Origin of the sequence: Sphingomonas sp. 3-13AW (genome assembly GCF_049311085.1) — a bacterium.
In the GTDB taxonomy this organism is placed as follows: domain Bacteria; phylum Pseudomonadota; class Alphaproteobacteria; order Sphingomonadales; family Sphingomonadaceae; genus Sphingomonas.
Genome location: NZ_JASNVZ010000003.1, coordinates 36,651 through 60,496 on the forward strand (window position 1 = coordinate 36,651; position 23,846 = coordinate 60,496).

At 67.1% G+C, this 23,846-nt stretch carries 21 protein-coding genes; 10 read left to right on the plus strand and 11 right to left on the minus strand.

Features of this window, described 5'->3' with window-relative positions; translation table 11 throughout:
• The first annotated feature begins 103 nt into the window (after positions 1 to 103).
• Both trmB and QP045_RS05240 read left to right on the plus strand, forming a co-directional pair.
• Complete coding sequence (gene trmB / locus QP045_RS05235) at positions 104 to 784, plus strand: tRNA (guanosine(46)-N7)-methyltransferase TrmB (RefSeq protein ID WP_422513912.1); 681 nt, start codon at positions 104 to 106, stop codon at positions 782 to 784.
• A 7-nt stretch (positions 785 to 791) separates the two neighbouring features.
• Positions 792 to 1,022, plus strand: coding sequence for a hypothetical protein (locus tag QP045_RS05240; protein ID WP_422513913.1), 231 nt, complete (start codon positions 792 to 794; stop codon positions 1,020 to 1,022).
• A 24-nt stretch (positions 1,023 to 1,046) separates the two neighbouring features.
• Here QP045_RS05240 and QP045_RS05245 read toward each other — a convergent pair whose 3' ends face one another.
• The 5 genes from QP045_RS05245 to QP045_RS05265 all read right to left on the minus strand — a co-directional run bounded on the left by QP045_RS05245 (position 1,047) and on the right by QP045_RS05265 (position 9,305).
• Positions 1,047 to 1,313: a hypothetical protein gene (locus tag QP045_RS05245; protein WP_422513914.1), complete on the minus strand. Its 267-nt coding sequence runs from the start codon at positions 1,311 to 1,313 to the stop codon at positions 1,047 to 1,049.
• 57 nt (positions 1,314 to 1,370) lie between these two features.
• A complete protein-coding gene (locus QP045_RS05250) occupies positions 1,371 to 2,891 on the minus strand; it encodes an efflux transporter outer membrane subunit (RefSeq protein WP_422513915.1) in 1,521 nt (506 codons plus the stop codon).
• Entirely contained in the window at positions 2,888 to 6,112 is a 3,225-nt protein-coding gene (locus QP045_RS05255; RefSeq protein WP_422513916.1) for an efflux RND transporter permease subunit, read from the minus strand. Before QP045_RS05255 ends, QP045_RS05250 begins: the two co-directional genes overlap by 4 nt.
• Positions 6,113 to 6,118: 6 nt before the next feature.
• Positions 6,119 to 7,354, minus strand: a complete 1,236-nt coding sequence (locus QP045_RS05260) for an efflux RND transporter periplasmic adaptor subunit (protein ID WP_422513917.1) — start codon at positions 7,352 to 7,354, stop codon at positions 6,119 to 6,121.
• Positions 7,355 to 7,541: 187 nt separating this feature from the next.
• Complete coding sequence (locus tag QP045_RS05265; RefSeq protein ID WP_422513918.1) at positions 7,542 to 9,305, minus strand: M28 family metallopeptidase; 1,764 nt, start codon at positions 9,303 to 9,305, stop codon at positions 7,542 to 7,544.
• 105 nt (positions 9,306 to 9,410) lie between these two features.
• Between QP045_RS05265 and pepN the strand changes: the two genes are divergently transcribed.
• Positions 9,411 to 12,017: an aminopeptidase N gene (gene pepN, locus QP045_RS05270; RefSeq protein ID WP_422513919.1), complete on the plus strand. Its 2,607-nt coding sequence runs from the start codon at positions 9,411 to 9,413 to the stop codon at positions 12,015 to 12,017.
• A 32-nt stretch (positions 12,018 to 12,049) separates the two neighbouring features.
• Positions 12,050 to 13,723, plus strand: a complete 1,674-nt coding sequence (locus QP045_RS05275) for a dipeptidyl-peptidase 3 family protein (protein WP_422513920.1) — start codon at positions 12,050 to 12,052, stop codon at positions 13,721 to 13,723.
• 47 nt (positions 13,724 to 13,770) lie between these two features.
• Here QP045_RS05275 and QP045_RS05280 read toward each other — a convergent pair whose 3' ends face one another.
• From QP045_RS05280 to pyrE, 5 genes are read right to left on the minus strand one after another with little or no spacing between them, the layout of a single operon-like run.
• The gene (locus QP045_RS05280) at positions 13,771 to 14,862 is read right to left on the minus strand and encodes an AI-2E family transporter (RefSeq protein WP_422513921.1); all 1,092 of its coding nucleotides are present in this window, start codon (positions 14,860 to 14,862) and stop codon (positions 13,771 to 13,773) included.
• Positions 14,859 to 15,728, minus strand: a complete 870-nt coding sequence (lepB, locus tag QP045_RS05285) for a signal peptidase I (RefSeq protein ID WP_422513922.1) — start codon at positions 15,726 to 15,728, stop codon at positions 14,859 to 14,861. The genes QP045_RS05280 and lepB overlap by 4 nt, the downstream gene beginning before the upstream one ends.
• Positions 15,725 to 16,144, minus strand: a complete 420-nt coding sequence (gene acpS / locus QP045_RS05290; RefSeq protein WP_422513923.1) for a holo-ACP synthase — start codon at positions 16,142 to 16,144, stop codon at positions 15,725 to 15,727. The genes lepB and acpS overlap by 4 nt, the downstream gene beginning before the upstream one ends.
• A complete protein-coding gene (locus QP045_RS05295; RefSeq protein WP_422513924.1) occupies positions 16,141 to 16,869 on the minus strand; it encodes a pyridoxine 5'-phosphate synthase in 729 nt (242 codons plus the stop codon). The genes acpS and QP045_RS05295 overlap by 4 nt, the downstream gene beginning before the upstream one ends.
• On the minus strand, positions 16,866 to 17,450 hold the full coding sequence (gene pyrE, locus QP045_RS05300) for an orotate phosphoribosyltransferase (RefSeq protein WP_422513925.1): 585 nt from the start codon (positions 17,448 to 17,450) through the stop codon (positions 16,866 to 16,868). The genes QP045_RS05295 and pyrE overlap by 4 nt, the downstream gene beginning before the upstream one ends.
• 170 nt (positions 17,451 to 17,620) lie before the next feature.
• On the opposite strand from pyrE, the gene coxB reads away from it, so the two are divergent.
• Together coxB and ctaD are read left to right on the plus strand one after the other, a co-directional pair.
• Positions 17,621 to 18,823, plus strand: coding sequence for a cytochrome c oxidase subunit II (gene coxB / locus QP045_RS05305; protein ID WP_422513926.1), 1,203 nt, complete (start codon positions 17,621 to 17,623; stop codon positions 18,821 to 18,823).
• 3 nt (positions 18,824 to 18,826) lie between these two features.
• On the plus strand, positions 18,827 to 20,491 hold the full coding sequence (gene ctaD, locus QP045_RS05310) for a cytochrome c oxidase subunit I (protein ID WP_422513927.1): 1,665 nt from the start codon (positions 18,827 to 18,829) through the stop codon (positions 20,489 to 20,491).
• A gap of 78 nt (positions 20,492 to 20,569) precedes the next feature.
• Here ctaD and QP045_RS05315 read toward each other — a convergent pair whose 3' ends face one another.
• Positions 20,570 to 21,253, minus strand: coding sequence for a DUF2490 domain-containing protein (locus tag QP045_RS05315; protein WP_422513928.1), 684 nt, complete (start codon positions 21,251 to 21,253; stop codon positions 20,570 to 20,572).
• Positions 21,254 to 21,331: 78 nt separating this feature from the next.
• Here QP045_RS05315 and QP045_RS05320 point away from each other — a divergent pair, with 78 nt between their 5' ends.
• The 4 genes from QP045_RS05320 to QP045_RS05335 are packed head-to-tail and all read left to right on the plus strand — an operon-like array spanning position 21,332 to position 23,845.
• Positions 21,332 to 22,237 carry a heme o synthase gene (locus QP045_RS05320; protein WP_422513929.1) on the plus strand — a complete coding sequence of 302 codons (906 nt, stop codon included), beginning with the start codon at positions 21,332 to 21,334 and terminating at the stop codon, positions 22,235 to 22,237.
• Positions 22,234 to 22,371, plus strand: a complete 138-nt coding sequence (locus QP045_RS05325; protein ID WP_422513930.1) for a hypothetical protein — start codon at positions 22,234 to 22,236, stop codon at positions 22,369 to 22,371. The genes QP045_RS05320 and QP045_RS05325 overlap by 4 nt, the downstream gene beginning before the upstream one ends.
• Positions 22,368 to 22,901: a cytochrome c oxidase assembly protein gene (locus tag QP045_RS05330; protein WP_422513931.1), complete on the plus strand. Its 534-nt coding sequence runs from the start codon at positions 22,368 to 22,370 to the stop codon at positions 22,899 to 22,901. Before QP045_RS05325 ends, QP045_RS05330 begins: the two co-directional genes overlap by 4 nt.
• Positions 22,902 to 22,933: 32 nt before the next feature.
• Positions 22,934 to 23,845 (plus strand): cytochrome c oxidase subunit 3, encoded by a 912-nt coding sequence (locus tag QP045_RS05335; protein ID WP_422513932.1) that lies wholly within the window; start codon positions 22,934 to 22,936, stop codon positions 23,843 to 23,845.
• Position 23,846: the final 1 nt, after the last annotated feature.

Here is a 23,846-nt window from a genome sequence, read left to right on the forward strand (position 1 = left end):
CCGTCCGCTGCCTCTCGCCAATGTTGTCCTTGAACCCGTGGCCAAGCGTTCCGGGTCCATCGGTGCTTGGAGGCGGGGCGATCGGCGGCTACAGCCCCGCGCCATGACTGAACCGACCTCGATCCGCCGCCTCTACGGCCGCCGCCAGGGACATAAGCTGCGCCAGGGCCAGGCCGCGCTGGTGGAGGAACTGCTGCCCGTCGTCAGCATCCCCGACGAAGGCCCGCTGGATGCGCAAACCCTGTTCGGCGACGCCCGTCCGCTGGAGTTCGAGATCGGCTTCGGCGGGGGCGAACATCTCGCGGGTCAGGCGGCGATGCGGCCCGATCACGGCTTCATCGGCTGCGAGCCGTTCCTGAACGGCGTCGTCGGCGCGCTCAATTACATCCGCGACGACGGGCTGGAGAATGTGCGCCTCCACATGGGCGACGCGCTGGAGGCACTGGAGCGGCTCCCCGACGCCAGCCTGGAGCGGGTCTACCTCCTCCACCCCGATCCCTGGCGCAAAGCGCGCCATGCCAAGCGGCGGATGGTCAATGACGGTCCGCTCGACCTGATCGCCGCCAAGCTGAAGCCCGGCGGCGAGTTTCGACTGGGCACGGACGATCCCACCTATTGCCGCTGGGCGATGATGGTGATGCGGGGCCGCCACGACTTCGCGTGGCAGCTCGAAACCGCGAAGGACTTCCTCACCCGTCCGACCGACTGGCCGGAAACCCGCTATGAGCGCAAGGCCCGGCGGCAGGGGCACGAGGTCTGGTACTTCCGCTACCTCAGGGTATGAGCCGACGATGACCGCTGCCGATCTGCTCGACCTGTTCGTCGCCACGCTCGTCCGCGACGCCGGTGGAACGCGTCGTCACTGGCGCCTGGTGATCGGCAAGGTCACCGTTCACAGCCTCGAAACGCACACGCACTGCAACTGGTCGATCCAGCCGTCGGGGAACGGCGCCGCGGTCGAGGCAGTGGAGCGCGTCGCGGATGATCTGCGCGCGCGCCACCCCATCGTGCAGGGGGGCTAGCCCCCTCGCCGCCCGGCGGTATCGTCAGTCCGTCTTGGAGCCGGTGGCGCCGTTCACATTGGTGCCGGTATCACCCTCACCACCGCCCGGACCGCTATAGTCGATCTCGGTCTGGCCACCGTGTCCGAAGAAGCCGCTCTGCTTCTTGTCCTTGCCAGTGTGCGGGTTGGGATAGGCGCGGCCGCCGCTCTCGCCGCCGGCATTGCGGCTGTTCACCCGCTCCTGATCAACGCCGTCCTTGCCCTCTGCCACGCCCTTGCCGGCTGCCTGCATCGGCTGCTTGTCGCTCATCGTCCGTCTCCTCGGAATCCTGTCATTCCGAACCAGCGCGACGAACGAGGGTTCCGCTCAATCCGCGGGCGTGAGCGGCACCGGCCCCTGTTCCGTCACCTCCAGCAGCGTGTCGCCGCCCAGGGTGCGGTAGAGCGTCACGCGATTGCTCGCCTCAACGAAGCGGGTTTGCACCAGCGTACGCTGCGCCTGGTAGAGCGAGCGCTGCGCGTCAAGGCTGGCCAGGAACGGGTCGATCCCGCCGCGGTATCGCGCCTCCGTCAGCGTGAACGTATCCGCCGCGGCCGCGGTCTGGGCCTCGGTCGCGCGCAGCTGCTCTCCGATCGTCCCCTGCCGGGCAAGCGCGTCGGACACCTCGCGGAACGCGATCTGGATGGTGCGCTCATATTGCGCCAGCAGCGCCTCGCGCTGCGCCTCGGTCAGACGCACATTGGCGCGCGCCGCCCCGGCCTGGAAGATCGGGTAGGCGATCGACGGCCCGGCCGAATAGGTGAAGGCACCATTGTCGAACAGTGACCCGAGCGCGTTGCTCGCAAGCCCCAGCACTGCCGTCAGCGAAATGCGCGGGAACAGCGCCGCGCGCGCCGCCCCGATTTCCGCATTGGCTGCACGCAGCTGATATTCCGCCTGAACCACGTCCGGCCGGCGCAACAGCACGCCCGAATCGAGGCCCGCGGGAAGCGGCGTCACGGCCGGCGCGGCCTGCTCGATCGTGTCCGGCAGGAGGGCGCGGTCAAACGGCGCGCCGACCAGCAGTTGCAGCGCGTTGACGTCCTGCGCCAGCTGGGTGCGCTGCTGCGCGACATCGGCCTGGGCGGCGGTAAGCACCTGCTCGGCCTGGCGGACGTCGGTGCGGGGCGCCACCCCGCCCCGCAGCCGGGCGCGGGTGAGCGTCACGCTCCGCTCCGCACTGGCGGCCGTTTGCTCGGCAATGCGCAGCAGGCTCGTGTCCGCGGCATAGGTGAGCCAGGCATCGGCGATGTCGGCGACCAGCGTCAGCCGTGTTGCACGCGCCGCCGCCTCGGTTGCGAAATACTGGTTCTGCTGTGCCTCGGTGAGCGAACGGATACGCCCGAACAGGTCGAGCTCGAACGAGGTCAGGCCGACGTTGGTCGTAAAGCGGTCGAATGTCGTTGCGCCACCGCCGCCCTGGATGCCGGCGCCCGGGTTCGTGGTCCCGTCGCCCGGGATGCCGGTGCCCCCGCCCGGAATGGCATTGTTGCCGTTGCCGGACGTTCGCGCGCCGCTGCGCGTACGCGTAAATCCACCGGTCGCGTCGATCTGCGGGAACAGCTCCGAACGCTGGATCCGATACTGCGCGCGGGCGACCACGATGTTGGCGGCGGCGATCCGCAGGTCACGGTTGTTGCTCAGCGCTTGGCCGATCAGCGCCTGCAAGCGCGGATCGACGAACACATCGCGATAGCTCACCACCGGCAACGTCGCTTCGCTCTGGCGGAGATAGGCGTCGCCCACCGGCCAGGATGCCGGCACCGGCGACGGCGGGCGCACGTCCTTGGGGGCCATCGAACAGCCTGCCAGCAGCAGCGGCAGCAGGGCGGTCAGCCGGGCGTTCATGCCGCGGGCTCCTCCTTGAGCTGGTCCTTGGGCTGGTGCCCGGTCGGACGTCCACGCAGCTTGGCAAAGCCGTCGCGCACGCCGCGGCGTACCAGCACGAAGAACAGCGGGATGTAGAAGATCGCGAGGATGGTCGCGGTCAGCATGCCCCCGATCACCGAGGTACCGATCGCGATGCGGCTGTTCGCGCCGGCACCCGTCGACAGCGCCAGCGGCAACACGCCGAAGATGAAGGCGAGGCTGGTCATAAGGATCGGGCGCAGACGGATGCGTGCGGCTTCCATTGCAGCGTCGATCACGCGGGCGCCCTTGCGCTCTGCCTGTTCGGCGAACTCGATCATCAGGATCGCGTTCTTCGCGGCCAGGCCCATTGTCGTGAGCAGCCCGATCTGCAGATAGACGTCGTTCTCCAGCCCGCGCAACGTCACGAAGAACACCGCCCCGATGAGGCCGAGCGGGATCACCAGCAGCACCGCAATCGGGATGGACCAGCTCTCATAGAGCGCGGCCAGACACAGGAACACGACCAGCAGCGACAGCCCGTAGAGCAGCGGCGCCTGGCCAGAGGAGAGCCGCTCCTGGAACGACAGCCCTGCCCAGGCAACGCCCACCCCCGGAATCTCGCCGGCAAGCGCTGCGATCGTGTCCATCGCCTCGCCCGAGCTGGTGCCCGGGGCCGCGTCGCCCTGGAACTCGTAGGAGGGCAGACCCTGGAACCGCGACAGCGTCGTGGGCGCCACGCCCCAGGATGTCTGCGCGAACGAGGTGAAGGGCGCCATGCTGCCGTCCTGCGAGCGGACGAACCATTGGGCGAGGTCCGACGGCTTCTCCCGATAGGGGGCGTCGCCCTGGACGTAGACGCGCTTCACGCGGCCCCTGTCGATGAAGTCGTTGACGTAGCGCCCACCCCAGGCGGTTGAGAGGGTGGTGTTCACGTCATTCTGCGACAGCCCCAGCGCCGACAGCTTTTCCTGATCGAAGTCTACCCGCAACGTCGCCACGTCCGGCAGCTCCGTCAGGCGCACGCCGGTAAGCTTGGGGTTGGCGGTCGCGGCCGCCAGCAACTTGTCGCGAGCCTGGGCGAATTGCTCAGCCGTCATGCCGCTCGTGTTCTGCAGCTCCATGGTGAAGCCGCTCGACTGGCCAAGACCGCGGATCGCGGGCGGGATCAGGGCAAAGACCTGGGCGTCGCGCAGGCCGCTGAAGGCGGCAGAGGCGCGCGCGACGATCGCGGAGGCGCTGTCCTCCTTGTTCTTGCGCTCGGACCAGTCGACGAAGTTCATGAAGCCCTGGCCGGTGTTCTGGCCGGCAGCGCCGCCACCGCCGCCGCCGCTGACGGTCAGCAGCGTGCGCACGTTCTTGCCTTCGTAGGTCATGAGATATTTCTCGACCGCGCGCTGGACCTCCTCGGTACGGCCACGGGTCGCGCCGGCCGGCAGCTGATAGCGGATCAGCGCCGCGCCCTGGTCCTCGGACGGCAGGAAGCTGGTGGGCAACCGCACGAACAGCAGCACCAGGAGCGCCAGCGTGCCCGCATAGATGAGCAGGAACAGCCACTTGCGGTTGATGACCCGCTTCACCCCGCCCTCGTAGCTCGCGACCATCCGGTCGAAGCGGCTGTTGAAGCCGTCGCGCGCACGATCGCCGAAGCGCACGACTCCGGGGAAGCGGCGCGGGAACCAGCCATCGCGGATGTGCACGCCGTCGGCATCCCGCTTCTTCTGCTTGAGCAGCGTCGCGGTGAGCGCGGGGGACAGGATCAACGCGACCAGAACCGACAGCACCATCGCGGCGACGATCGTCACCGAGAACTGTCGATAGATGACGCCCGTCGACCCGCCAAAGAACGCCATCGGCAGGAACACCGCCGACAGGACGATACCGATCGCGATCAGCGCGACCTGAATCTCCTTCATCGATTCGATGGTCGCCTCGTACGGCGTCATGTCGGGATTTTCCTCGAGCAGGCGCTCGACGTTCTCCACGACCACGATCGCATCATCGACCAGCAGACCGATCGCCAGCACGAGCCCGAACAGGGTGAGCGTGTTGATCGAGAATCCGGCAAGGTAGAAGACGGCAAAGGTACCCAGCAGCACCACCGGCACCGCGATCGTCGGGATCAGCGTCGCGCGCCAGCTCTGCAGGAACACGAACATGACGATGACGACCAGGATCACGGCCTCGATCAGCGTCTTCACCACTTCGTGGATCGACAGCTGGATGAAGGCGGTGGTGTCGTTGGCGTAATCGTAGGTGAAGCCTTCCGGGAAGTCGGCAGCGCGGCGCGCGACCTCCGCCTTCACCAGCCGCGCCGTCTTGAGCGCGTCGGCACCTGGCGCGAGCGAGATCGCGACCCCGGCCCCCGGGTGCCCGTTCACCCGGCTGAGCGAGCTGTAATTGTCCTGGCCGAGCTCCACGCGCGCCACGTCGCCCAGCTGGACGCTCGCACCGCTGGTCAGGGTCTTCAGGATGATCTTGCGGAACTGCTCGGGCGTCCGCAGCCGCCCCTGCGCCGTGACGGTCGCGTTGAGCAGCTGTGTGCTGGGCTGCGGCTGGCCGCCCAGCTCGCCCGCGGCAATCTCGGTATTCTGATTCTGGACGGCGGTGATCACGTCGCCGGGCACCAGGCTGTAGCTGGCGAGCTTGGCCGGATCGAGCCAGATGCGCATCGCATATTGCGATCCGAACACGTTGGTCTCGCCCACGCCCTCGATGCGGCCCAGCGGCTCGACGAGGTTGGATTCGAGATAGTCGGAAACGTCAGCGTTCGTCCGGCGATCGGTCTCGTCATAGACGCCGACGATCATCAGGAAGTCCGGGTTCGACTTGGTGACCCGAAGCCCCTGTTGCTGCACCTGCTGAGGAAGTCGCGGCAGCGCCTGCTGGACCTGGTTCTGGACCTGGACCTGGGCGATGTCGGGATCGGTGCCCTTTTCGAACGTCGCGCTGATCGTCACCTGCCCGCGCGAGCTGGACGTCGAGCTGAAATAGAGCAGGCCGTCGATGCCGGTCAGCTGCTGCTCGATGATCTGGGTGACGCTGTTCTGGATCGTCTGTGCGTTCGCACCCGGATAGGTCGCGCGGATGTTCACCTGCGGCGGCGCCACGTCGGGATATTGGGCGATCGGCAGGCTGAAGATCGCGCCCACGCCGGCCAGCATGATGATGATGGCGATCACCCATGCGAAGATCGGGCGATCGATGAAAATCCGGGACATGCTGGCTCAGCCCCCCTTGGCGGGGGATGTCGCGCCCGACGTTGCGCCCTGTTTGCCCTGGCCGCCCTGCTTCTCCTGCGGCGGCGCCACGCGCTGTGGCGAATCCGCCGGCACTGGCCGCAGTTCGGCGTCGGGCCGGAGGTTGCCCGTGCCCTGGACGATCACCTTGTCGCCGGGCTGCAGCCCGTCGGTCACGACCCAGTTGGTGCCCTGGGTCACGTTGGCGACGACCTTGCGCTGGACGGCCCGGTTGTTGGGGCCGACCACGAACAGCGTCGCCTTACCTGCAGGGTCGCGCGTGATGGCTGGCTGGGGCACCAGGAATGCACGGGTGTTGATCGCCTGGGCGAAGACGGCGCGGGTGAACATGCCGGGCAACAGCAACCCGTCGGGGTTGGGGAAGCGGGCGCGCAGCGTCACCGTCCCGGTGTTGGGATCGACCAGCGACTCCGCGAATTCGACGACACCGGTCCGGCCATATTCGGTGCCGTCCTCCAGCTTCAGCCGCACGACGGCGCGCGTGGGGACCACGCCGCCCGACGACAAGGCCTGGCGCAACGCGAGCAGGGCCGTGCTCGACTGCTGGATATCGACATAGATCGGGTCGAGCCGCTGGATCACCGCCAGCGGATTGGCCTGGTTGGCCGTCACCAGCGCACCCACCGTGAAGAGCGAGCGACCGATCCGGCCGCTGATCGGCGCCGGCACGGTCGTGAAGCGCAGGTTGATGCGCGCCGTCTCCAGCTGCGCCTGGTTCTGCGCCACGGCGGCCTGGGCCTGGCGCGCGGCGGCGGCGGCGTTGGTATATTCCTGCTGCGAGACCGCCTCCATCTGCGCGAGCGGCCGCAGCCGCTCGGCATTGACGCGGGTCGCCTCGGCATTGGCGCGGGCGCTCTGGAGATTGGCCTGCGCTTCGGAAACCGCCGCACTGTAGAGGCGCGGGTCGATCTCGTAGAGCGGCTCGCCCTGCCGGACGATCGATCCTTCCTTGAAGAACCGCTGCCGGATCAGGCCGGCGACCTGCGGCCGCACCTCTGACTGTTCATAGGCGGTGACGCGCGCGTTGAGTTCCACGGTCTCGGGAACGCTGGTGGGCTGGACCACCACGAAGCCCACCTGCGCTGGCCCCCGGTTTCCGCCGCGCCGGCCACCCTTGCCCTGCTCTTCCTCGTGCGAACATCCGGCGAGCACCAGAGCCGCGGCAAGCAGGGGAAGGGTCGCGCGAGGAAGAGCCGAGTGCATACCGACAGCCTGATCGTTGCACGACACCGCGGCCAAAGCCACGACGACGCGCCGGGATTACGGACAGCCTCGGCGGAGCGGGCCAACGCAAACCAACGACTTTCGTCTCAGGCATCGTCGGCCCCTCGCCAAGGCGCTGGGTAAGAAGAGGGCCTTGTTAGACGCCGCCCTCTCGGACTGGCAATCGCTACTTTGTAACTGATTGTCGCAGTTTAGCCTTACCCTTCGGCGCCTCCTCCTTCGTCTTTTCAACCGGCGCGACCGCGCCAATCCCGCCGTACAGCGTGCCGAAGAAGTCGCCCGGGTTCCAGGTCGGCCGTTCCGGCGCGTCGGCGATGTCACGCGCGATCTGATAGTTCACGTTGATGAAGCGGACGCCGGACTCCCAGTCGATGACCGGGTCCTGCACCACCTCGTCCGACGGCTTGTGATAATGTTCGGCAAAGAACTTATCGACCGCCGCCTTGCCCGCGCCCGCGGTGCCCGGCCACAGGAAGACCGACGGGATGCCCTGCTGCACGAAGCGATAGTGGTCGGAGCGCACGAAAAGCCCCTGCTCCGGCATCGGATCGGGCGAGAAGCTGGCCCCCGCCATCGCCGCTGCACGCCGCACGATCGGCCCGAGCGTCGAACGATCGGCGCCAAAGGCGATCACGTCCGTGAACTTGTAGGTGATGATCGGCATGTCGAGGTTGACGTTGGCGACCAGCGCCGACTTCGCGATCGTGGGGTTGTTGGCGAAATAATCGGAGCCGACGAGCCCCTTCTCCTCCGCGGTCACCGCCAGGAACAGCACGCTGCGACGCGGCGGCTTGCCCGATGCCTGGAAGCGCTTGGCCTCCTCGATCAGCGATGCAACGCCCACGGCATTGTCCATCGCACCGTTGTAGATGCTGTCGCCCTTCACTGCGGTGCCGACGCCGACATGGTCCAGATGCGCGCTCAGCACGACCACCTCGCCGCCGACCTGCGGGTCGCTGCCGACGAGCAGGCCCGCGACATTATAGCTGGCGAACGGGGTGCTGGTGGTGCTCATCCGCACCGACAGGTTCTTGTGCAGGGCGATCGGCTCGAACCGCTCGGCGCCCTTCAGCGCGGCGACGGCCTGTTCCCAGGTCATCGAGCTCCCCGCAAACAACTTGGTCGCGGCTGCCTGGCTCAGCATACCCAGCGACGGCGTCGACGGGGCCGGCACATTGGCGATGCCCTTCTGGTTCACCCAGGCGACGCGCGGCTGGTCCCAGCCTTCGGCGAGCTTGGCGAACGGCCGCTGCTTGGCCGCTTCCGGCGTTTCCAGCGTCACGATCCCGATCGCGCCCTTGGACATCGCGATCGTCGCCTTGGTCGCGGCACTGCCGAAGTGCGCGCGCTCCTCGCCATTCAGGCCCTCGGGCGTGCCCGGCACGATCGCGACGATCTTGCCCTTCACGTCCACGCCCGCATAATCGTCACGGCCGATGCTCGGCGCGACCAGCCCATAGCCGACGAACACCACCGGGGCGTCCACGGCGAGCTGGGGCGTCGCCGGATTGCCGGCCGGGATATAATCCTCGCCGAACACCAGCGGCTCCCCTGCGATCGCGACGCCGCCCTTGTCGGCCGGCTTGTAGCTGAGCAGCGGCACCTTCTGCAGGTAGCTGCCCTGGTCGCCTGCCGGCCGCAGTCCGGCCGCATAGAATTGCGACGCCACATAATTGGCGGCGATGTCATATTCCGGCGATCCCGCTTCGCGCCCGCGCATCGCGTCCGACGCCAGGAACAGCACATGCGCCTTCATCGCCGCCTGGTCGGCCGGCAGCGGCGCATTGGCGACAGCATTACGCTGCGCCACGTCGGCGCCGGGAGCCGGTGCAGCCGGCGCGGCCGCTGCGGGCTTCGCCTTCTGGGCATAGGTGACGGGCGCCGGGAGGATCGCGACGGCGATTGCGAACGGCAGTGCGGTACGCAGCATTGGAATCCTTGACGTCGAGTGCATATGGGACGGCTATGCAGCCGGTCGCGCGTCGACGCAATCACGCGCACACCCCGGCTGGGTTCGATCTGCAAGGGTTTCCTCATGGCTGACGCACTCCGCTCCCCCGACCAGCCTCCCGCGCCCGTCCTGCGCAGCGACTATCGCGCCCCGGACTGGCAGGTGTCGGAGATTGCGCTCGATTTCGACCTCGACCCGGCCCGCACGGTTGTCCGGGCGAAGCTGACGGTGCAGCGCAACGGCCACCACCGCCGGCCGCTGCGCCTGGACGGCGACGGGCTCGAGCCGCTGTCGGTGGGAATCGACGGTGTTGCCGGCAGCAACGATCGCTGGCGCATGGACGGCGACGCGCTGGTCATCGACCTCGATGGCGACGCCCATGTGGTCGAGACCGAGGTGGCGATCGCCCCGGAGCGCAACACCCAGCTGATGGGCCTCTATGCCTCTGGCGGGAACCTGTGCACCCAGTGCGAGGCTGAGGGCTTCCGTCGCATCACCTTCTTCCCGGACCGGCCCGACGTGCTCGCGCGCTATTCCGTGCGGATGACCGCCGACAAGGCGCGCTTCCCGGTGCTGCTCGCCAATGGCGATCCGGTCGCGCACGGAGATCTGGAAGACGGCCGTCACTGGGCGGAATGGCACGACCCCTTTCCCAAGCCGTCGTACCTTTTCGCGCTGGTTGCCGGCGACCTGGTCGCCAACCGCGGGACCTTCGTCACTGGCAGCGGCCGCGAGGTGCAGCTCGCCATCTGGGTGCGGGAAAAGGACCTGCCCAAGACCGGCCACGCGCTGGAAGCGCTCAAGACCTCCATGTTGTGGGACGAGCGGGTCTATGGCCGCGAGTATGACCTGGACGTGTTCAACATCGTCGCCGTCGACGACTTCAACTTCGGCGCGATGGAGAACAAGGGCCTCAACATCTTCAACTCGCGCTACATCCTCGCGGACCCGGATACCGCGACGGACCATGACTATGACGCGATCGCGGCCGTCGTCGCCCATGAATATTTCCACAACTGGTCGGGCAATCGCGTCACCTGCCGCGACTGGTTCCAGCTTTCCCTGAAGGAAGGCTTCACCGTGTTCCGCGACCAGGGCTTCTCAGCCGACCAGGGCTCGGCCGCGGTCAAGCGGATCGAGGACGTGCGCAGCCTGCGCGCGGCACAGTTCCCGGAGGATGCCGGGCCGCTGGCGCACCCGATCCGCCCGGACAGCTATCTGGAGATCTCCAACTTCTACACGGCTACCATCTACAACAAGGGCGCCGAGGTGGTGCGGATGCTCCACACGATGCTGGGACCGCAGCGGTTCCGCGCCGGCACCGACCTCTATTTCGAGCGGTTCGACGGGACCGCGGCCACCTGCGAGGACTTCGTCGCCTCGATGGAAGACGCCAATGGTGTCGACCTCGCCCAGTTCCGCCTCTGGTATTCGCAGGCCGGCACCCCGCGCGTGACCGCAACCCTCGAGCACAAGCCGGGCGGCGGCATCGCGACGCTGCACCTGCACCAGAGCATTCCGCCCACGCCGGGCCAGCCGACCAAGGAGCCGATGGTGCTGCCGCTTCGGCTGCGGCTGTTCGGTGCCGACACCGGCCGGCCGCTCGGCGAGGAACAGGTCGTGGTGCTGTCGGATGCGGGAGCGACGGTGCGCTTCGCCGCAGTCACCGAACGCCCGGTGCTGTCGATCAACCGCGGGTTTTCCGCACCGGTCATCGTCGACACCAACCGCACGGCCGCCGACCTTGCCTTCCTGTCGGCGCACGACGACGATCCCTTCGCCCGCTATGAGGCGATGCAGCAGCTGATGCTCGACACGCTGGTCCTCGCCGTCACCCGCGGACGCGGCGATCATGGCGCGGTGGTGGATGCGGTGCGCGAGACGCTGCGCAATCCCGACCTCGACCGCGCCTTCGTGGCCGAGGCGGTGCTGCTCCCTTCCGACAACTTCATCGGCGACCAGCTCGCCGTGGTGGACCCCGACGCCATCTTCCGCGCCCGCGAAGCACTGCGGCGGGACATCGGCCGCGCCCTCGAGCGCGACTGGCGGGAAGCCTATGAGGGGACGCTGGGCGATGCCTTCGAATATACGCCGGAAGCCAAGGGGAAGCGCCGCCTGAAGACGGTGGCGCTGGGCTATCTCGCCGCCTCCGGTGCGCCGGATATCGGCGACCTCGCCTTCGCCCAGTTCGAACAGGCGGATAATATGACCGACCGCCAGGGCGCGCTGATGACGCTGGTGAACGGCCCGTGGGATCAGCGGGTCGCCGCGCTCGATATCTTCTACAACCGGTATCGCGACAATCCGCTGGTGCTCGACAAGTGGTTCTCGACCCAGGCGCTCTCGTCGCGCGACGATACGCCGGAACGGGTGGAGGAACTTGCCCGTCACCGCGATTTCACCCTCACCAACCCGAACCGCGCCCGTGCGCTGGTGGGAGCGTTCGGGGTCAACCAGCGCGCGTTCCACACCGCTGGTGGCCGGGGCTACCGCTTCTTCGTCGACCAGCTGATCGCACTCGACCGGCTGAATCCGCAGACCGCGGCCAAGATGATACCGCCGCTCGGCCGCTGGCGCCGCTTCGACCCGACCCGCCAGCAGGCAATGCGCGAGGCGCTGGAACGCATTCTCGCAACGCCCGGCTTGTCCAAGGACATGCTCGAACAGGTCAGCAAGAGCCTCGCCGCCTGATCTTCGAAGCTGAACACCAAGGTTTTCTGCCCATGCGCCTACCGCTTCTCGCCGTCCTTCTAGCTACCACTGCCTGTGCCGAGACGCAGACCGCCCCGGCCGAGCAGGCGAGCGCGCCACGGCAGGAGGCGGAGTATTCGCTCGAGGCACAGCGTGCCAAGATCGCGCGCATCGACATCACCCCCGACACCAGCTTCCTGTCGCCCGAGGAGCGCCAGGTCGTGAACCTGCTGATCCAGGCGTCGGATCTGATGACGCCGATCTACCTGCGCCAGCGCGACGTGCTGAACCCCGCGACCCGGACCGCAATCGAGCGCAGCCGCCGTGGGGACCAGGCGCTGCTGCTCGACTGGTTCGATGCCAATCTGGGCCCGTGGGACGAGTTCGCGGAGCTCCAGCCCTTCTGGGGAACCCGAGCGATGCCCGAGGGAGCCGGATTCTATCCCGACGACATGACCCGGGAGGAGTTCGAGGCGTATCTCGCGCGGAATCCCGATCAGAAGGCGGCGCTGACCAGCCCCTATACGGTGGTCCGGCGAGAGGGCACGAAACTGAAGGCGGTGCCCTATTCCGTCGAGTATCGCGAATGGCTGGAGCCGGCCGCCAAGCTGCTGGAGCGCGCCGCCGCCATCACCACCAACCCCAGCCTCAAGCGCTTCCTGACGCTGCGGGCAAAGGCGTTCCGCACCGACGATTATTACGAGTCCGAGCTGGCGTGGATGGACCTGAAGGACACGCCGATCGAAATCGCGATCGGCCCGTACGAGGTCTACACCGACCGCCTGTTCGGCGCGAAGACCGCGTTCGAGAGCTTCGTGACCCTGAAGGATCCGGCGGACTCGGCAGCCCTCGACAAGTACAAGCAGTATCTGCGCGACATGGAAGCGAACCTGCCGGTCGACGAACGCTACAAGAACTTCGCGCGGGGCTTTGAATCGCCGATCGCAGTGGCCGAGCAGGTCCGCGGCGGTGGCGACAATGAACATGGCGGCCGCACCATCGCGTTCAACCTGCCCAATGACGAGCGGGTGCGCGAGGCCAAGGGCGCCAAGAAGGTGATCCTCTCCAACATCCTGGGCGCCAAGTACGACCGCATCCTGGCGCCGATGGCACCGCTGGTGCTGGTGCCCGAACAGGCCGCACTGGTCGCCAAGAAGTACATGCAGCTCGAAACGCTGTTCCACGAGCTTTCGCACAGCCTCGGCCCGGGCAACATCACGGTGGACGGCCGCAAGACCAGCGTGAACGAGGAGCTGAAGGAGCAGGCATCCGCGCTTGAGGAGGCCAAGGCCGACGTCATGGGCGTCTTGAACATCCTGTTCATGATGAACAAGGGCGAGCTCCCGATTGCAGAGAAGCCGCAGGCGTTCGCGACCTATCTTGCGGGGATCTTCCGCGCGATGCGCTCCGGAACTGCCGAGGCGCACGGCCGGGGCGCGGCGATGCAGTACGGCTATCTGCGCGACAAGGGTGCGTTCACCTGGGACCCGAGCGCCGGCCGCTATCGCATCGACAATGTGAAGATGGAGGCGGGCCTGCGCGACCTGCTGCGCGACATCATCGTCGTGCAGGGCAACGGCGACTATGCCGGGGCCAAGACGATGCTCTCGCGCTGGCAGAAGCTTGACGGCAACGCACAGACGCTCGTGGACTCAATGGTGGGAATCCCGGTCGACATCCAGCCGATCTACCCGGCAAAGATCTGAACCCGTCCGGGAGGGAAGCGCCTGCGCCTCCCTCCCGATGGTACCGCCTAGGCGGCTTCCTCGTCTTCCTCGGTCATCCGGACGCCGGCCTTGGCCGCGCGTTCGGATTCGCGTTCCAGCGCGACCTTGATCATCGCCACCATCGGGTCGGCTAGTGCCAGGCCCAGGATGCCGAACAGGGTGGAAGCCAGGATCTGCGACGACAGGGTAAGCGCCGGCGGAAGGTCGACGGTCCGCCGCGCGACGATCGGCAGCAGCACATAGCCGTCGAACGTCTGCACCACGAAATAGATGACGATCGCCCAGATCCCGGTGTCGACACCGGCGCTGAACCCCACCGCGACCATCAGCACGCCGCTGATGAACGCGCCGATGTTCGGGATGAACGCGAGCAGGCCGGTGATGATGCCGAGCAGCAGCGCCATCGGCACCCCGGCGACCCACAGGAGCAGCCAGGTCAGGAGGCCCTCGAACAACATCCCGGCCAGGCGCCCGGCCAGAAGCCGGCGGAGCGTCGTCGCCATGCGGTTGATGGTGACCGCGAACTCGGCGCGGTTGCCGACCGGCACCATCCACTGCAGTCCGCGATCGTAGATCCGGGGCTCCATCGCCACGAACAGGCCGATGACCATGATCATGAACAGGCTGGTGAAGGCCCCGAACACGCTGCCCACGGCGGAGGTCAGGCGTCCGACGGAGCCCATCGCCTGGCGCACGATCTCGCTCATGTCGGAGCGGCCCGGCATCAGGCCCATGGCGTTCGCCCAGGCGATCAGGCGGTTGCCCTGCACCTCAAGCGTGGCACGCAGTTGCTCCGCCTGCGCCGCGATCTGGACGCCGGTCAGGTAGAAGGTGCCGAGGATGAAGGCGAGCGCCAGCACGACCACGATGATGAGCCGGAGCCCGCGGCCGATCGGAAGCACCCGGCCCAGCAACCGCACGCCCCCGTCGAGCATGGCTGCGAACACCAGCCCGCCAAAGATGATCAGCAGCGGCTGCACCAGCAGCACGATCAGCCCGGCGGCAATGGCGAGGCCGAACCACACGGACGCCCGGCGCAGTTCCGCCCGGACGAGCGGATCGCGCATCTCGTTGGGACCTGGTGCGTGTTCGAGCTCTACCCGCCCGCCCTTGCTCACTTGCTCTTTTCCGGATGGAGGGAGGTGCCCGCCCGGTCGCCCCGCAGCGACGACCACCAGCTCAGCGGATTGAGGCTGGTCGTCCCGTCGAGCGAGAAGGTGATGAACTCGGCCCGGCCGCCGATATTCTCCCAGGGCACCGGCCCGCCCAGACCCTGCTCGGAAAGCGGGAAGCGGCTGTCGGCGCTATTGTCGCGATTGTCGCCCATCAGGAAGACGTGGTTGGCCGGCACCGTGATCGGTCCGAAATTGTCGCCGATCGAGCCCTGCACGGCATCGATCGTGTCATAGGAGCGGCCGTTGGGCAGCGTCTCGCGATAGATCGGCAAGCGGCAGAACTGCTGCCCCGCCGCGTCGCGGACCTGCGCGTCCGGATATTGCCAGGCCGGGCAGACGGTATTGGCGTCAACCGGGATCATCCGCTCCCCCATGTCACGCCGCTCGACCGGCGTGCCATTCAGATAGAGCATGCCCCGCGATACCTGCACCCGATCGCCAGGCAGGCCGACGACGCGCTTGATATAGTCGGTCTTGGTGCCGGGCGGCGTCACGATCACCACGTCGCCGCGCTCCGGCAGGCTTCCGAACAACCGGCCCTCGAAGGGAGGCAACAGGTGGAAGGCCGGCGTCACGTAGGAATAGCCGTACGGGAACTTCGTCACCACCAGCCGGTCGCCGACCAGAAGCCCCGGCATCATCGATTCCGATGGAATGTAGAACGGCTTGGCGATCAGGCTGTGGAAGCCGAGAACCGCCAGGACGAGCACCACCAGGTTGCGGATTTCCGCTCCCCAGTCCGTGGACCGGCGCTTGGTGGTGGACGGCTCGGGGTTTTGGGACGGCAGGGCCAGGTCCTCTCCGGTCATCGAACTTCCTGTTGGGCGCCGGGACGCGCCTCTATGATAACGAACGCCTGGGCCCATGGATGGTCGTCGGTGAGCGTCAGGTGTATTCTGGGAATGTGCCCCGGCGGTATCAACGCCTCAAGCGCAGTCTTGGCTCCGCCGGAAAGCGCCAGTGTCGGCGCGCCGGAAGGGGCGTTGACGACGCCGATGTCGCGCATGAAGACGCCGCGGTTGAAACCGGTGCCGACCGCCTTGGAGAACGCCTCCTTGGCGGCGAACCGCTTGGCAAAGGTGCCGGCGCGGGTGAAAGGCCGGCGCGCGGCCTTGGCCTGCTCCACCTCGGTAAAGACGCGGTGGATGAAACGCTCGCCGAACCGGTCGAGCGAGTTCTGGATGCGCTCGATGTTGCAGAGGTCCGAGCCGAGCCCGACGATCACCGCGCCGCATCCATCAGCGCGCGCATCCGCCGCACGACCGGGGCAAGCCCGTCGAAGATCGCCTCTCCGATCAGGAAATGCCCGATGTTGAGCTCGCGCAGCTGCGGGATTGCGGCGATCGGGACGACGTTGTCGAACGTCAGGCCGTGACCGGCATGCACCTCGATCCCATTCTTGGCCGCCAGCGCCGCCGCGTCCGAAAGCCGCTTGAGCTCTACCTCGCGCGCGTCCTCGCCAAGCTCTGCATAATGTCCGGTGTGAAGCTCGACCACCGGGGCGCGGAGGCGCACGGCGGCATCGATCTGCGCCGCGTCGGCCTCGATGAACAGCGACACGCGGATCCCGGCATCGCCGAGTGCCGCGACCATCGGTGCGAGCAGGTCGAACTGCCCGGCCGCGTCCAGCCCGCCCTCGGTCGTGCGCTCCTCGCGCTTCTCGGGGACGATGCAGGCGGCGTGCGGCCGGTGGCGGAGCGCGATGCCCAGCATCTCCTCGGTCGCTGCCATCTCAAGGTTAAGGGGCACCGGCAGTTCGGCCGAAAGGCGCGCAATGTCGTCGTCGGTGATGTGGCGCCGGTCTTCGCGCAGGTGCGCGGTGATGCCCTGCGCTCCGGCCTCGGCCGCGAGCAGCGCCGCCCGCACGGGATCGGGATAGCCGCTGCCGCGCGCGTTGCGGACGGTCGCGACATGGTCGATGTTGACGCCGAGGCGGAGGGGCTCGGTCACGCCGCAGCGCGGCTCCCGGGCTTGGCAGCCGGAATCGCCGCCAGTTCGGGCGGCAGTTCATCGGGCGCGTAGCTCGGCACTTCCAGGCGGATCAGCGGATAGAAGGGCACGCCCAGGTCGGCCGTGCCGTTCGAGCGATCGACCAGCGCCGCGGCGGCAACCACCTGGCCGCCTGCAGCGCGAATCGCCGCGATCGCCTCACGCGACGAAAGGCCCGTGGTGACCACGTCCTCCATCATCAGGACGCGGGTGCCGGGATCGAGGCGAAAGCCGCGACGCAGTTCGAAGGTGCCGGTCGGCCGCTCCAGGAACATCGCCGGGCGTCCCAGCGCGCGGCCCATTTCGTGCCCTGCAATCACGCCGCCCATCGCGGGCGAAACCACCGCGTCGATCGCTCCGCGCACGTCGCTGGGCAAACGAGAGGCCAGTTCATCCGCCAGCCGCGCGCCACGGCGCGGGTCCATCAACACCCGCGCGCACTGCAGGTAGCGCGCGCTGTGGCGTCCCGAAGAAAGGATGAAATGGCCCTCCAAAAGGGCCTCTGCTGCGCGGAATTCCGCCAGGATATCGTCGTCGGTCATGGTCGAGGCTCTCTCTAGGCGCAGCCGGGCGGCGCGGCAATCGCTCGGGTAAAAAGAGCGGCCTTGCGCTTGAGGCACAGCGAAACGCCGCCTATAGCCCTGAACTGGGCCTATTCCGGGGTTCCGGATGCGCAAGCCCGCGCGAAGAAAACGGGTGGATGGGGATGCGAATGGCTGGAATGGGGCTGTCCGGACTGAAGCTGGCGTTACTGGGGGCAGGATTAGCGATTGCGGGGGTGGGCCACGCGGCCGCGCCTGCTACACCGCCGAATGTCGGCACGCAGGCCGCGGCACCGCAGGTGGGGGCACCGCCCCCGGGCTCTGCGGAAGCCAAGCCTGACGGCACCGTGACACCGCCCGCCACCGCCGGCGCAGCCCAGCCTGACGCTGCCGCCGCCGACCCGACCCTCAACGCGGACGGTACGCCCCGGCTCCTCCCTGCCGAGAACCAGGGCCAGCCGAGCCCGCGCGTGATCGGACTTCAGGAGCAGGTGACCCCCAATGGGCAGGAAGCGGCGCGCTTCCACAACCACCTGCTGATGCCGGTCCTCACCGCGATCGTCCTGCTGGTGCTTGCACTGCTGATCTGGGTCGTGATCCGCTATCGGGCGGCTGCGCACCCCAACCCTTCGCGCACCTCGCACAACACCATGATCGAGATCCTGTGGACCGCGGTCCCGGTGCTGATCCTGGCGGTGTTCGCGGTGCCGTCGATCCGGCTGCTCGCCCATCAGTACAAGCCGGCACCCGAGAATGCGGTGACGCTCAAGGCGATCGGCAACCAGTGGTTCTGGACCTACGAATATCCGGACAACGGCGGTGTGTCGGTGACGGCCAACATGCTCAAGGAGCGTGACCAGGTCGCCCCCGGCCAGCGGTATCGCACCGATGCCGACGGCCCGCGCCTGCTCGCGACCGACAACCGCATCGTCCTGCCGGTGGGCGTGCCGATCCGCCTGATCACCACCGCCAACGACGTGATCCACAGCTGGGCGATCCCGAGCTTCTGGATCAAGCTCGATGCGATCCCCGGCCGCCTCAACGAAACCAGCTTCACCATCGAGAAGCCGGGCGTCTATTTCGGCCAGTGTTCGGAACTGTGTGGCGCGCGCCACGCCTATATGCCGATCGCGATCGACGCGGTGCCGCCGGCGGAATTCGCCGCATGGATCCGCGCCAAGGGCGGCACGATGCCGGGCGAGGCCCAGCCCTCGGCCGCAGCGCCGGCGCAGCCGTCGTCCGACGCGGCCGACGACACGTCGACCCCGGCAGCGGGTGGAGACGGCCCCACGGTCAACGCCACTGCGGCCGCGACCCCGATCACTCAGGGCGCCACGGGCAATCCGGCCGGCGCCGGCAACGCGGATCAGTAAGCCATGACCGACACCGCCCTGCAGCCCTCGGCGTTCGAAGCGCCGCGCCACGACGCGCACGACCATCATGAGGACCACCGCCCGAGCTTTTTCGCGCGCTGGTTCCTGTCGACCAACCACAAGGACATCGGCACCCTCTACCTGATCTTCGCCATCTTCATGGGCGTGATCGGCGGCGCGATTTCCGGCCTGATGCGCTGGGAGCTGGCAGAGCCCGGCATCCAGCACCTGGGCAGCTGGGCGACCTGGCTCGCCGGGTCCGAGCAGAGCCTCGACGAATCGCTGCACCTCTGGAACGTGATGATCACCGCCCACGGCCTGATCATGGTGTTCTTCATGGTGATGCCGGCGATGATCGGCGGCTTTGGCAACTGGTTCGTGCCGCTCATGATCGGCGCGCCGGACATGGCGTTCCCGCGCATGAACAACGTGTCCTTCTGGCTGCTGGTGCCGTCGGGCATCCTGCTGCTGGCCTCGCCCTTCTTCGGGGGCGCTGGCACCGGCTGGACGATCTATGCGCCGCTCTCGACCTATGGCGAACCCTCGCCGTCCGTCGACATGGCGATCCTGTCGCTCCACCTTTCGGGCGCCGCCTCGATCCTGGGTGCGATCAACTTCATCACCACCATCTTCAACATGCGCGCACCGGGCATGACGCTGCACAAGATGCCGCTGTTCGCCTGGTCGGTGCTGGTCACGGCATTCCTGCTGCTGCTGTCGCTGCCGGTGCTCGCGGCCGCGATCACCATGCTGCTGACCGATCGTAACTTCGGCACGACCTTCTTCGATCCGGCCGGCGGTGGCGATCCGGTGCTGTTCCAGCACCTGTTCTGGTTCTTCGGCCATCCCGAGGTGTACATCATGATCCTGCCGGGCTTCGGCATGATCAGCCATGTGGTCGCGACCTTCAGCCGCAAGCCGGTGTTCGGCTACCTCGGCATGGCCTATGCCATGGTCGCGATCGGCGCGGTCGGCTTCATCGTGTGGGCCCACCACATGTTTGCGACCGGCCTCAGCGTGAACACCAAGATGTACTTCACCGCCGCCACGATGATCATCGCGGTCCCGACCGGCATCAAGATCTTCTCGTGGATCGCGACGATGTGGGGCGGCTCGCTGCGCTTCCCCACGCCGATGCTGTGGGCGCTCGGGTTCATCTTCATGTTCACGGTCGGGGGCGTCACCGGCGTCATCCTCGCGAACGGCGGTGTCGACGACTATATGCACGACACCTATTATGTGGTCGCGCACTTCCACTATGTGCTGTCGCTCGGCGCCGTGTTCGCGCTGTTCGCGGGCTTCTATTACTGGTTCCCGAAGATGTCCGGGAAGATGTACAACGAGCTGCTCGGCAAGCTGCACTTCTGGGTGTTCTTCGTCGGCGTGAACCTGTTGTTCTTCCCGATGCACTTCCTGGGTGCCAACGGCATGCCGCGCCGTATTCCGGACTATCCCGACGCCTATACCTACTGGAACCACATGGCGACGGCGGGCTATGTGATCATGGCGATCGGCATGGGCTTCTTCTTCGTGAACCTGTTCCTTTCGCTGGCGAAGGGCCGCCCGGCGGGCGACAATCCCTGGGGCGAAGGGGCAACCACCCTCGAGTGGACGCTGTCGTCGCCGCCGCCGTACCACCAGTTCGAAACGCTGCCCAAGGTCGACTGACCGCAGCAGCCACAAAGAATAAACGCCCCGGGGAGCATCCTCCCCGGGGCGTTTTTGTTTGCGGTGGCCTGACCAGCGTCAGGGGCGGATGAACAAGCTCACCGACGCGACGTGATTGACGGCATTCGCGTTGCCGGGCCGGTTGACGAACTGGTTGAGATATCCGGCCTCGACCGTCGTCTTGCCCTTCAGCGGCACTTCGAACCCGGCGAAGCTGCGCACCTGGTCAAAGCCGCTGCGGGCACCCCAGTCGGTATCATTGAACGCGACCATCCCCTCGACCGAGAACAAGGCCTTGAGCGGCTTGGCGCCCGCGGCGAGCGGAGTCTCGAGCCGGACCATCTGGCGCAGGCGCCAGCCGGTATCGTCGAAACCGGTGATCCAGCGCTGTTCGAAGCGCGTGCGCGAGGATAGCTCGGTCGCACCCGGCAGCAGCGTCCACGAGACCTGCTGGAAGCTGCGGTGCTCGTCACGATCCGGGGCGGCCCCCTCCACCGGCTGCGCGACATAGGCATAGCCCTGGTAGATGCTCAGGCGGTCGTTAAGCTTCCAGCCGATGGCCCCGCGCAAGAGCGCCTGGCGCATTTCGGACAGCCCTTCCATCAGCCGGGGCTGCGCCTCGACAAAGTAGAGAAGGTCGTCCTTGGCGGATCCCATCAGGGTGACATTGACCCAGACCTGTTCGTCCTGGCTCGTCTGGGCGAGCGCCGGGGCGGCGGGCGCGGCGGCAGCGAGGGCCGCGAAGGCTATGAGGTTTCGCATCCGCTCCCTCTATCGGAGGAGCATCTCGCCGCAACCCTTTCGCCGGGGCGTCCGGGCGGGTATACGCGGGGACAAGCCATGTCGACCGCAATGACCCTGACGATGCCCGCCGAGTGGCGGGACTTCCTCGCTCTCACCAAGCCGCGTGTGATGACCCTGGTGGTCTTCACCGGCCTTTGCGGCATGCTCGCCGCACCCACCGCCGTTCACCCGGTACTCGGCTTCACGGCGATCCTGTGCATCGCGCTGGGCGCCGGTGCCGCAGGCGCGCTCAACCAATGGTATGAGGCGGACCTGGATGCGCACATGAAGCGCACGCGCGGCCGCCCGCTGCCAGCCGGACGCATGGATCGGCAGTCCGCGCTGCATTTCGGCGTCGGTCTGGCGGTGTTCTCGGTCGCGCTGATGGGCCTCGCCATCAACGTCGTCGCAGCCGCGATCCTGACCGTGTCGATCCTGTTCTACGTGTTGATCTACACGGTCTGGCTGAAGCGTCGCACCCCGCAGAACATCGTGATCGGGGGTGCCGCCGGCGCCTTCCCGCCGCTGATCGGCTGGGCCGCGGCTACCGGGGACGTCGCGATGCTGCCGTTCCTGCTGTTCGTGCTGGTGTTCCTGTGGACCCCGCCGCACTTCTGGGCGCTCGCGCTGTTCGTGCGCATGGATTATGCCGCCGCCGGCGTGCCGATGATGCCGGTCGTCGCGGGGGAGCGGTCGACCCGGGCGCAGATCGGGCTCTATACCATCCCGATGGCGCTGGTCGCGATCGCGCCCTGGCCGCTTGGCATGGCGAACATCCTCTATGGCGTCGTGTCGATCGCAACGACGGCGGTGTTCTGCTGGTTCGCGTTCCGCGTGGCGACCCGCACCTCCGCGCCGGAAGGCGACACGATGCAGCCGGAAAAGCGCCTGTTCGGCTATTCCGTGCTTTACCTCTTCGTGATCTTCGGCGCGATCGCGGCCGATCGGATGCTGCTGCCATGACGCCTGAAGAAGAAGAAAACTTGGTCCGCACCCGCCAACTGGCGCGTGCCAAGGTGATGGCATGGCTGCTCGGGGCGCTCGTGCTCCTCGTGTTCGCGATCAGCATCGTCAAGATACAACAGGGGATGGGATGACCCGCAACGCGCGCACCGCGCTGCTCGCCAGCATTGCGGCCGTGAGCATGACCGGCCTCGGCTGGGCAAGCGTGCCGCTCTACCGCATGTTCTGCCAGGTAACCGGGCTGAACGGCACCACCCAGCGTGGCGATCTCGCTCCGGGCGGCATCGGTGACAAGGTTACGGTCCGCTTCGACAGCAACGTCGCGCCCGACCTGCAATGGCGTTTCCGCCCCGAACGCGCCTCGGAAACGATCGATATCGGCGCGCGGGACATGGCTTTCTTCACCGCCAAGAACATGTCCAATCGGCCGATCACCGGCACCGCCACGTTCAACGTGACGCCGACGCAGGCCGGCAAGTATTTCACCAAGATTCAATGCTTCTGCTTCACAGAGCAGACGCTCCAGCCGGGCGAGGAAGTGCGGATGCCCGTGATCTTCTACGTCGATCCCGAGCTCGCGAGCGACCCGGATACGAGCGACGTACGCGCAATCACCCTGTCCTATACATTTTACCCGGTGGATTCCGCTCGAACGCCGAGCTAGACCTTCGCCGACAAGAGAGGATGGGGACGACGATGGCCGGAACCAAGAACCACGATTACCATATCCTGCCGCCGAGCCCCTGGCCGTTGCTGAGCGCGTTTGCCTCGCTCGTGCTCGCGGTGGGTGGCCTCATGTATATGCGTGAGGCAGCATTCGGCGGACTGGTGTTCGGCGCCGGACTGATTGCGGTGCTTGCTTGCATGGGCCTGTGGTGGACTGACGTTATCCGCGAGGCACGGGCGGGCGACCACACGCCCGTCGTTCAGCTGCACCTGCGCTATGGCATGGTGCTGTTCATCGCCTCCGAGGTGATGTTCTTCCTTGGCTGGTTCTGGGCATGGTTCGACTTCTCGCTCTTCCCGGCGGCCGTGCAGTTCAGCCACGAGGATGGCGTCTCGCTGATCGACGCTGCCACGCAGCAGGCGGCGCAGTGGCCGCCCGCCGGCATCGAGGTGCTGGACGCGTTCAAGCTGCCGCTGCTCAACACCTTCCTGCTGCTGCTTTCGGGCACCACCATCACCTGGGCACACCATGCGCTGATCTATGGCCAGCGTGGCGGGCGGCTGGTGGGCCTGTGGGGCATGCTGGGCGTCGGCGAGAACGACGGCGTGAAGAAGGGCCTGTGGCTGACGATCATCCTGGGCGTGCTGTTCTCGTGCGTTCAGGCGTATGAATACGCCCATGCACCGTTTCCGTTCGGGCAGATCAACTACAGCTCCGCCTTCTACATGGCGACCGGCTTCCACGGCTTCCACGTCATCGTCGGCACGATCTTCCTGATCGTGAACCTGATCCGCGTGTACCAGGGTGACTTCACCCCGCGGCAGCATTTCGGCTTCGAGGCGGCTGCCTGGTACTGGCACTTCGTCGACGTGGTGTGGCTGTTCCTGTTCGTGACCATCTATGTCTGGGGCGGCTGGGGCGCGCCGGTCCACGCCGGCTGAC